The following is a 7,490-nucleotide window of genomic DNA, read 5'->3' on the forward strand; positions in this document are numbered from 1 at the left end:
AGTGAAACGCAGTAGCGCCGATGGTAGTGTGGGAGTTCCCATGTGAGAGTAGGACATTGCTAGGCTTCCAATTAGAAAAACCCGTAGCTGATGCTACGGGTTTTTTGCTTTCTGGCGTTTAAAAATACAGTATTTATACCTTTAGAGCAGTAGCGCAAACAGTAGTGTGACTTATGTTCGACATGCCCATGTGAGAACAGGACATTCTCCGCTTCCAATTAGGTCGCTCTTTGCAATCCTTGGCAACGCGACATTAGTATATCCCTACACGTCAGAAACCCGATCCGAAAGAGTCGGCTTTTTTGCTTTCTGTCGTCTGAAAACTTAGCAGAATAACCCTTCATAATCGCGTTTGCCTAGTCAGCGAATTACATCCTGATGTACCACTGTAAATGACGACAAAATCATTCATTGATTTAAGGTGGTGGTAAGAAGATCGCTATCTCAATAATATAAGAAGTAGTGATCACTTCGCGGTATTGTTGAACTTAAAATATTTATAATATATTTTTTGATGACCTAGCCTTGTGTTATTAGTGATAAGTCTCAGTAATATCCAAATAGTGATGAAATTTAAAAGTTCACTGTTCCTAAATTGTTAAAAATATGTGATATTAATGCGTAATAAATTTAATTTATGGATGTACATTAGTGAGTAGTCTCCAAATAAGCTGTTGAACTAAACCGCTTATCGGGGAGTACCAGCTCCCTGATATATCAATGCATCATAGTATTATGCTTATAATTGATAATACTTAATAAAAATAACCAAACTAGGAATGTCATTAATGGATAATTCAGGGAAAGAAATAGTAAAGTATGGAATCACATTTGGAACAGCTCTTTCAATTGCTATTTCATGGAGCGTAAATAAGTCAATCTTATGGGCAATTCTGCACGGTTTCTTGTCTTGGGCTTATGTGATTTGGCATGTATTGACACGATAAAAAATTATTGAATGGTGTTAAGTTCTACATAATTATCATTTAGTTAAAATGGCTTATTTTGAATGTGTTGATACTAACAAAGCATTCAAACGGATAAAAGACAGTTGGCTGTTTCACTCCGTTCGCTATTTTAGCCAACAATTTCGCGCCGCTAGTTAGGCGTTAGACATTTAAGGGAATTTGGTGCAAAAATTCATCGTATTATTCAGAGGGATCAATGTTGGGGGCAATAATATATTACCGATGAAAGAGCTTGTCCCGCTTTTGGAACAAAGTGGCTATGAAAGTGTTTCATCATATATCCAAAGTGGCAATATCGTTTTAAAAAGCCCTAAAAATCCAACAGAGCAAGTGCAAAGTATTATATCCAAGAACTTTGGCTTTGCTCCTGCGGTTTTCTCTTTAGAAGAATCTGTGTTCTCAACATCAGCTTTAAATAATCCATACAAAGAATTTGAAGGTAAATTTGTACACTTTTACTTTTGTAAAAATAATATCAACCTAGTTCAAGATAAGTTAAATAAATATATATCAAGTTCTGAAGAGTATACAGTTAAAGGTAATGTCCTTTATTTATATGCACCTCAAGGCATAGGTCGTTCAAAACTAGTAGCAAATGTAGAGTCTTGTTTAGGTCAAAGTGCGACAGGTAGAAATCTAAATACTATTAATAAAATTAGCACTATGCTAAAAAATGCATAACAAGAACTTCAAACGGAAAATATAAAGTTGGCTGTATTCACTCCGTTCAACATTTTAGCCAACTATATTTTTCGCCTAAGTGGGCGTTAGCTATCTTGGAGTATTCATGAATTGGTTGAAGCTTTCAAATGACGAAATATTGGAAATAGTTAATCCTATAATGGATAACCTTATGGATGCTTCCACTGAAATTGACCATGAAAAGCATGTGCGAGACTTTAGTGACAATATGAAAAGTATCGTCACTAAAGATGAACTTGAAAAACAGTGCAAAGCATATCAAGAAACTCTTGGTTTTTTTACAAAACGAGAGTTGGTTGGTGTTATTAGAAAAAAAAGTGACGTAAGGGTTTTCTGGAAACAAGGGTATTCAAAATCAGATGATGAGTTCTTAGCTTTCGTTCACATAATACAGCGCAATGGAACGTTGGAAGTTGTAAATGCTTCTGTATCATAGTAAAAATAGTAAGTTATTCAAACCTACGCTAAAAATTGTTGGCTAAGTCCGCTTCGCCTCACATGTTAGCCAACTATAAAAAGCCTCTTAATGGGGTGTTAAAAATCTAAATAAAGTAACGGAGTACGCTATGAAATTTATTTATCTAATGCTACCAATACTGGTATCTCTTTCCGGTTGCAACCAATCGGACTCTGACAATAATATTGAAGTATATATAAGTACAGGGGAGTTACAGTGTCAGGATAATGGTTTATCAATATCATTAACTAAGAGTTATCTGCAAGAAGCCGGTATTGAAGTTAAAGCTGAAAGTTGTGGTAATTTAATACTGGTTGATTACCCCTCAGTCTGTGGAGGGGGAACAGGAAAGTTACATGTGTTTACTATTAACGAAAACCATTCGCAAACTGCTGAAAATATAGGGTTTACTATACCTGATAGTACAGTTGGTGGCGGTGATTATGCCAAAGTCGAGTGTAGTGATTAACGATTTATAACAAGTCATTCAAGCAGAAAAAGTAACAGTTAGCTATAAAATACTCCTTCGTTGTTTATTTTAGCTAATAATTAAAAGCTTCTTAATAGGGCGTTATGTGGTCAGATTATTCCAACTTGTCATGGAGCAATAAAATGATTAAAAAAAGTGCACTTTGTTTCCTTATGCTATTTTGTTTTGATATTTTAGCAAATGATAAATTCCCTAACATATTATTCTTAGAAGGTAAGCAGCAGTCACCTGCTGCTGATTTAAGTGTAGTGAAATGGCTTTCAGGTCATTGGAGAGGTGAAGCATTTGGTGGCCTCATTGAAGAAGTATGGTCGCCTGCTGTTGGCGGGAGCATGATGGGAGCATTTAAGCTTGTTGTTGAAAATGAAGTACAATTCTATGAAATTGAGACAATATCCGAAGAAAATGGAACACTTATCTTTAGATTAAAGCATTTTCATAGAGACTTAAAAGGATGGGAGAAGAAAGATAAAACTATTGATTTTGTATTGGTCAAAGTTATGGAAAATAAAGTTTACTTCAACGGCATGACTATTGAGAAGGTTAGCGACAACGAAATTAATATATATGTTGCTATTGAAGACAATGGAAGTACAACTGAAGAAAAGTTTTCTTATACAAGAATTAATTGAGACTTCGGTTTGTAACTACATAAAAGCCATTCAAGCAGGACAAATATCAGTTGGCTTTTGCTCCTGCGTCGCTATTTTAGCCAACAATTATTTGTCTCTTAATGAGGCGTTATGAGGTTTTTCAAATTGAGAGTATTATTTCTGATTATATGCACACTACTTTTTAGTGGATGTTCTGCTTCTGGAGATCGGTTTAAAGGTTTTGAAAATACTTATGTAAATAAGAGTTCTTTATATATTTATAGGCCATCTAAATTCTTTCAAGGGGGAACTTGGCCAACCATTTTTATCGATGGTAAAGAAAAGTTTTCTTTAAAAAATTCTGGTTATGTCTTAACTCACCTAGAGCCGGGGGCACATGAGATAAAAATAGGTTCAACTTCATTTTTAGATAATTGGATTTTTGGAGATGTAATTGGAAATATTGATATGGAAAAAGGTAAGACATATTACTTAAGGTTCGATATAGAATTTCAAGATGCAACATCAATGGGGACAGTAATGTCATTTTCGGGGGCTGCGGGATTAATTGAAGTTAATAAAGAACAAGCTGCAAACGATTTAAAAGTACTTAATTCGAGTATGTAACCTCATAATAAGCCATTAAAGCAGAACTTTTAACCGTCGCTAGGTTCCGCTTCGTTTGATATTTTAGCCAACAATTAAAAGCCTCTTAACGCGGCGCTATGCTACTAAGGAAAGTTAGTGTTTAAAATTATAGTATTATTATCAAGTTTATTTCTTGCTTCGTGTGCGACTGTCGCACCCATTGTAAATTCGAATAGCCCTATTAACATTTATGGTGTAACGACACTCCCTCCACAAAATGGAGATTGGGTGGTTATTACTGCTTCAGGCTATCAATCATCTCTTGGGAGTAAAGGCGTTAATAAAAATGAATCGCAAGTTGTAAATGTTTCTATATTTCAATTGCCAAGTTTAGATTCAGATAAAAAGTTTCTAGAATATATTGTTAGTTCGAGAGCATCTGCCCCAAATACGGGGCGATTTGAAAACAAAGAAAACACCGAAAACCTTTCATCACTTAATGGTGCTGTTTGTGTTAAATACCATTCAATATCTCAAGATACTAATGCTAAAATTCAAGGAGGCAAAGCCTCAATGTTATTTGAAAGTATTGGCTATAATTGCCAACATCCTAAAAAAAACACAGTAGGTGTAAATATTGAGTACTCTAGTCGTTACTTTGTAGATACTGGATATTCAACATTACAAAACGATAGTGATGCGTTTTTTAATAATATTCAGTTCACGGAGTTTTAGTAGCATAAGCCATTCAAGCAGTAAAAATAACAGTTGGCTATATACTCCTTCGATGTTTATTTTAGCTAACATTCATTTGTCTCTTAATAGGGCGTTAGAGTATAAGGTCACAATTTATGGATATTATTCAAGTTGATGGTTTAGACGTTTTAACTTCTTCATTTAATTCTTATGACGAATTAATAAATATGGAGTTGCAACAAGATCAAATTAGTGACGTTTTCCCATATAAAGGGAATACGTTAAGCTATGCTTTTGTAAAATCAGGTATATCACTTGGTTATTATAAAATATTATCGGCAAAGCGATTAGCATCAAAAAAAACATCGTTTACTCTTCATAAGCAATAAGCAATAAGCCCTAACAATAACTCGAACGGAAGATACAGTTGGCTGTTTTCACTTCGTTTTCCTTTTAGCCAACTATATTTTTTGAGAGGTTTGAGCATTGGTCCCATATTTACTAGCTGGATTATCTATATTAATTGCAGGTGGCGTTCATTGGAAACTTCCTAACTCATTTTGGCAAGCATCAATGTATTCAACCCTGGCCATTGTTGTTGTATCACTATTATTTATTTTTGTTTTTCAGTCTAATTACCTAGGCTTAGACGAAAATACAGCCGAAACGGCTAATATTGGTGTAGCAGTTTTACTCGTATCTGCACTTGTTTCATTTTTTGGTTTGTTAGTTTCTTTAATGGTTGGTTATTTTCTAAAAATAGTGAGATCGTCGGTATAAAAACATCACCAGAATTTAAACAGGGATAAAATACAGTTGGCTAACGGCCGTTCTAATATAATTGGGTGGCATAACCGATATAATTATTGCGTTGGACTACTTTTATCTACTTATATAAAAGAACTTCAGAGACACCATGCCAATAACAAAGCTACAAGCCAATATAGACCGACGATAAATTGTCAGCTAGTATAGGTTTTCATAAATTTCAGTTAACAATTATTATCCTTTTAACGAGGTGTTATCTTATCCCTGCATTAATTCAGCCCAATATATTTTCGACACAGTAAAAAAGCATCAATTTTCCGGGATAATACTAGAGAGAGTGTAATGGCAAAAAAAGCTATAGTTATAGGCGCTACCGGGTTAGTCGGTCGGGCGATAGTTGATCAACTCGTTAGCAGTGACCATATTAGTGAAATTATTACACTAACACGTAGGCCTTCCCCACATACATCAACAAAAGTTTGTAATCAAGTCGTGGACTTCGAACACCTCAATAATTACATCACACTATTTCATGCGGACTTTTTATTCTCATGTCTTGGTACAACAGTTAAGCAAGCGGGTTCAATCGTAGAACAAGGTAGAGTAGATCTTGATTACCAGTTTGAAGCAGCACAATTAGCAGTAAGCAACGGTGTTAATCACTACCTACTCGTTTCTTCTGCTGGGGCTAATGATCAAAGTAATAATTCGTATCTGAAAATGAAAGGTCTTTTGGAGCAGAGAATAAAACAATTACCCTTTAAACGTATTAGTATTTTTCAACCGTCATTACTACTTGGTCAACGAACAGAATTTCGCTTAGGTGAAAAAATGGCTAGTTGGTTCATGCCTATTTTATGCATTATACCCTTGCTACGACGCTTCCGCCCGATAACGGGTGAGCAAGTAGCAGCAAGAATGGTCTTGTCTAGCCAGGAGCTTGGTCCGTCAATAGAGATTTTTTGTCTTGATGAAGTTTTTATTTAGTGATCAACAGCATTATACATAGGTAGACTTATTACCAGATTAATAATTTTTTACTAAAAAAAATATTAAGTAGGGAGTAGGTTAAGCGCCGGGGGTAATGAGTTAATCGTCTCTTGTAATAAGAGTGTATTAGCTGTCGTTAATAGTCTGCTTTGTCTATGTAAAAGCTAATAACACAAGCTAGATGCCAAGTACTTGATTGTTACTGTTAGCATTAACAGAGTTAAATGTCATTATAGTGACTAGCAGGTTATACAAACTAATATGATTGACCTTAATATATCGAAGCACATATATAACAGGAACTTGAGTTTAAAGGGTTAGCCCATCAAAAGACTAACCCTCATATATAAACTATTTGCCTATAGATACCGTAAGCCCACCAACCATAGTTATGTGATCGATAACCTTAACTACATTATCATAATTTGTATTTGCGTGAGGGATCACAACAGCAGCAGATACTGGGTTAGTAGCCATATAATTTTCTATATTTGCTGGTAGTCTTTCAATATCTGTAATTCTACCATTTAAGGAAACAAGACCATTTTCATTTACTCTTATAAGTAACATAGGATTATTATTCTGATTAGGATTGCCGCCATCGGGTTTATTCACTAAGAAACCTTGTTCTTTAACAAATGAGGTGGTCACAATAAAGAATATTAAAAGGATAAAAACAATATCAAGCATAGGTGTCATATCTGCTTCAGCTTTTTGGTCTTCATAAAGTCTATTTCTTCTCATCCTGGCACCTCAATATTTGTTAGTTACATTCTACGAGTTATTTCGTATATCTTTTAGATTAGTTCAAATTATCGATAAAACAATATAGATACGAATTTATTCGTAAATAAGTAAAAACAAAACGACTAATTAATAGGAGAGATGAGTAAATTAATTAAATATGCAGCACATCATATTGATATTTGTACGCTGAAGAATACTATTTGATCTTCGACATGATGAGTTAAAGTAAAAATAGGGCCAGATTTATAGTACTTATAAATAGCTGTAGGGGAGTTATTAGTAGATATATGTTTTAATATCATCCTGTCTGCTTGTTTTTCATTCGAACAAACAAAAAGATGAAAATAGTGCTTGATAGTTTTTAGAAAATGTCTAGAATGCGCTCCAGTTCCAAGGGGTTCAGTCAAAACGAACCACGAAAGAGCTGTTTTGATAAGTTATCTACATCACTTTAGAGTAAAGTAGTTAACTTAACGTTTTATAGATAAGGT

General features: G+C 34.4%; 10 protein-coding genes. 9 read left to right on the plus strand and 1 reads right to left on the minus strand.

Annotated features, from left to right (window positions below; genetic code table 11):
* Nucleotides 1-1,130 precede the first annotated feature (1,130 nt).
* The 9 genes from H4J56_RS19030 (at nt 1,131) to H4J56_RS19070 (ending at nt 6,249) form a co-directional block, all read left to right on the plus strand.
* Nucleotides 1,131-1,649, plus strand: coding sequence for a DUF1697 domain-containing protein (locus tag H4J56_RS19030; RefSeq protein ID WP_182231117.1), 519 nt, complete (start codon nt 1,131-1,133; stop codon nt 1,647-1,649).
* 106 nt (nt 1,650-1,755) lie between these two features.
* A complete protein-coding gene (locus H4J56_RS19035) occupies nt 1,756-2,106 on the plus strand; it encodes a hypothetical protein (RefSeq protein ID WP_182218621.1) in 351 nt (116 codons plus the stop codon).
* A 130-nt stretch (nt 2,107-2,236) separates the two neighbouring features.
* Nucleotides 2,237-2,596 (plus strand): hypothetical protein, encoded by a 360-nt coding sequence (locus H4J56_RS19040; protein ID WP_182259794.1) that lies wholly within the window; start codon nt 2,237-2,239, stop codon nt 2,594-2,596.
* 143 nt (nt 2,597-2,739) lie between these two features.
* A complete protein-coding gene (locus H4J56_RS19045) occupies nt 2,740-3,249 on the plus strand; it encodes a DUF6265 family protein (protein WP_182218625.1) in 510 nt (169 codons plus the stop codon).
* Between the two features lie 126 nt (nt 3,250-3,375).
* On the plus strand, nt 3,376-3,837 hold the full coding sequence (locus tag H4J56_RS19050; protein WP_182259795.1) for a DUF2846 domain-containing protein: 462 nt from the start codon (nt 3,376-3,378) through the stop codon (nt 3,835-3,837).
* Between the two features lie 117 nt (nt 3,838-3,954).
* Nucleotides 3,955-4,533 carry a hypothetical protein gene (locus tag H4J56_RS19055; RefSeq protein WP_070375259.1) on the plus strand — a complete coding sequence of 193 codons (579 nt, stop codon included), beginning with the start codon at nt 3,955-3,957 and terminating at the stop codon, nt 4,531-4,533.
* Nucleotides 4,534-4,649: 116 nt separating this feature from the next.
* Nucleotides 4,650-4,883, plus strand: coding sequence for a hypothetical protein (locus H4J56_RS19060; RefSeq protein ID WP_182259796.1), 234 nt, complete (start codon nt 4,650-4,652; stop codon nt 4,881-4,883).
* 97 nt (nt 4,884-4,980) lie between these two features.
* Nucleotides 4,981-5,274 carry a hypothetical protein gene (locus H4J56_RS19065; RefSeq protein ID WP_070375257.1) on the plus strand — a complete coding sequence of 98 codons (294 nt, stop codon included), beginning with the start codon at nt 4,981-4,983 and terminating at the stop codon, nt 5,272-5,274.
* Nucleotides 5,275-5,604: 330 nt separating this feature from the next.
* Entirely contained in the window at nt 5,605-6,249 is a 645-nt protein-coding gene (locus H4J56_RS19070; protein ID WP_182259797.1) for an NAD(P)H-binding protein, read from the plus strand.
* Nucleotides 6,250-6,603: 354 nt separating this feature from the next.
* On the opposite strand, the gene H4J56_RS19075 is transcribed toward H4J56_RS19070, so the two are convergent.
* Nucleotides 6,604-6,996, minus strand: a complete 393-nt coding sequence (locus H4J56_RS19075; protein ID WP_182218634.1) for a biopolymer transporter ExbD — start codon at nt 6,994-6,996, stop codon at nt 6,604-6,606.
* Nucleotides 6,997-7,490: the final 494 nt, after the last annotated feature.

The sequence above is a fragment of the Colwellia sp. BRX8-4 genome, assembly GCF_014077345.1.
In the GTDB taxonomy this organism is placed as follows: domain Bacteria; phylum Pseudomonadota; class Gammaproteobacteria; order Enterobacterales; family Alteromonadaceae; genus Colwellia_A.

Coding starts and splice junctions, on each gene's coding strand:
- H4J56_RS19035 (WP_182218621.1), top strand. CDS start 1,756: ATGAATTGGTTGAAGCTTTCAAATGACGAAATATTGGAAATAGTTAAT.
- H4J56_RS19040 (WP_182259794.1), top strand. CDS start 2,237: ATGAAATTTATTTATCTAATGCTACCAATACTGGTATCTCTTTCCGGT.
- H4J56_RS19045 (WP_182218625.1), top strand. CDS start 2,740: ATGATTAAAAAAAGTGCACTTTGTTTCCTTATGCTATTTTGTTTTGAT.
- H4J56_RS19060 (WP_182259796.1), top strand. CDS start 4,650: ATGGATATTATTCAAGTTGATGGTTTAGACGTTTTAACTTCTTCATTT.
- H4J56_RS19070 (WP_182259797.1), top strand. CDS start 5,605: ATGGCAAAAAAAGCTATAGTTATAGGCGCTACCGGGTTAGTCGGTCGG.
- H4J56_RS19075 (WP_182218634.1), bottom strand. CDS start 6,996: ATGAGAAGAAATAGACTTTATGAAGACCAAAAAGCTGAAGCAGATATG.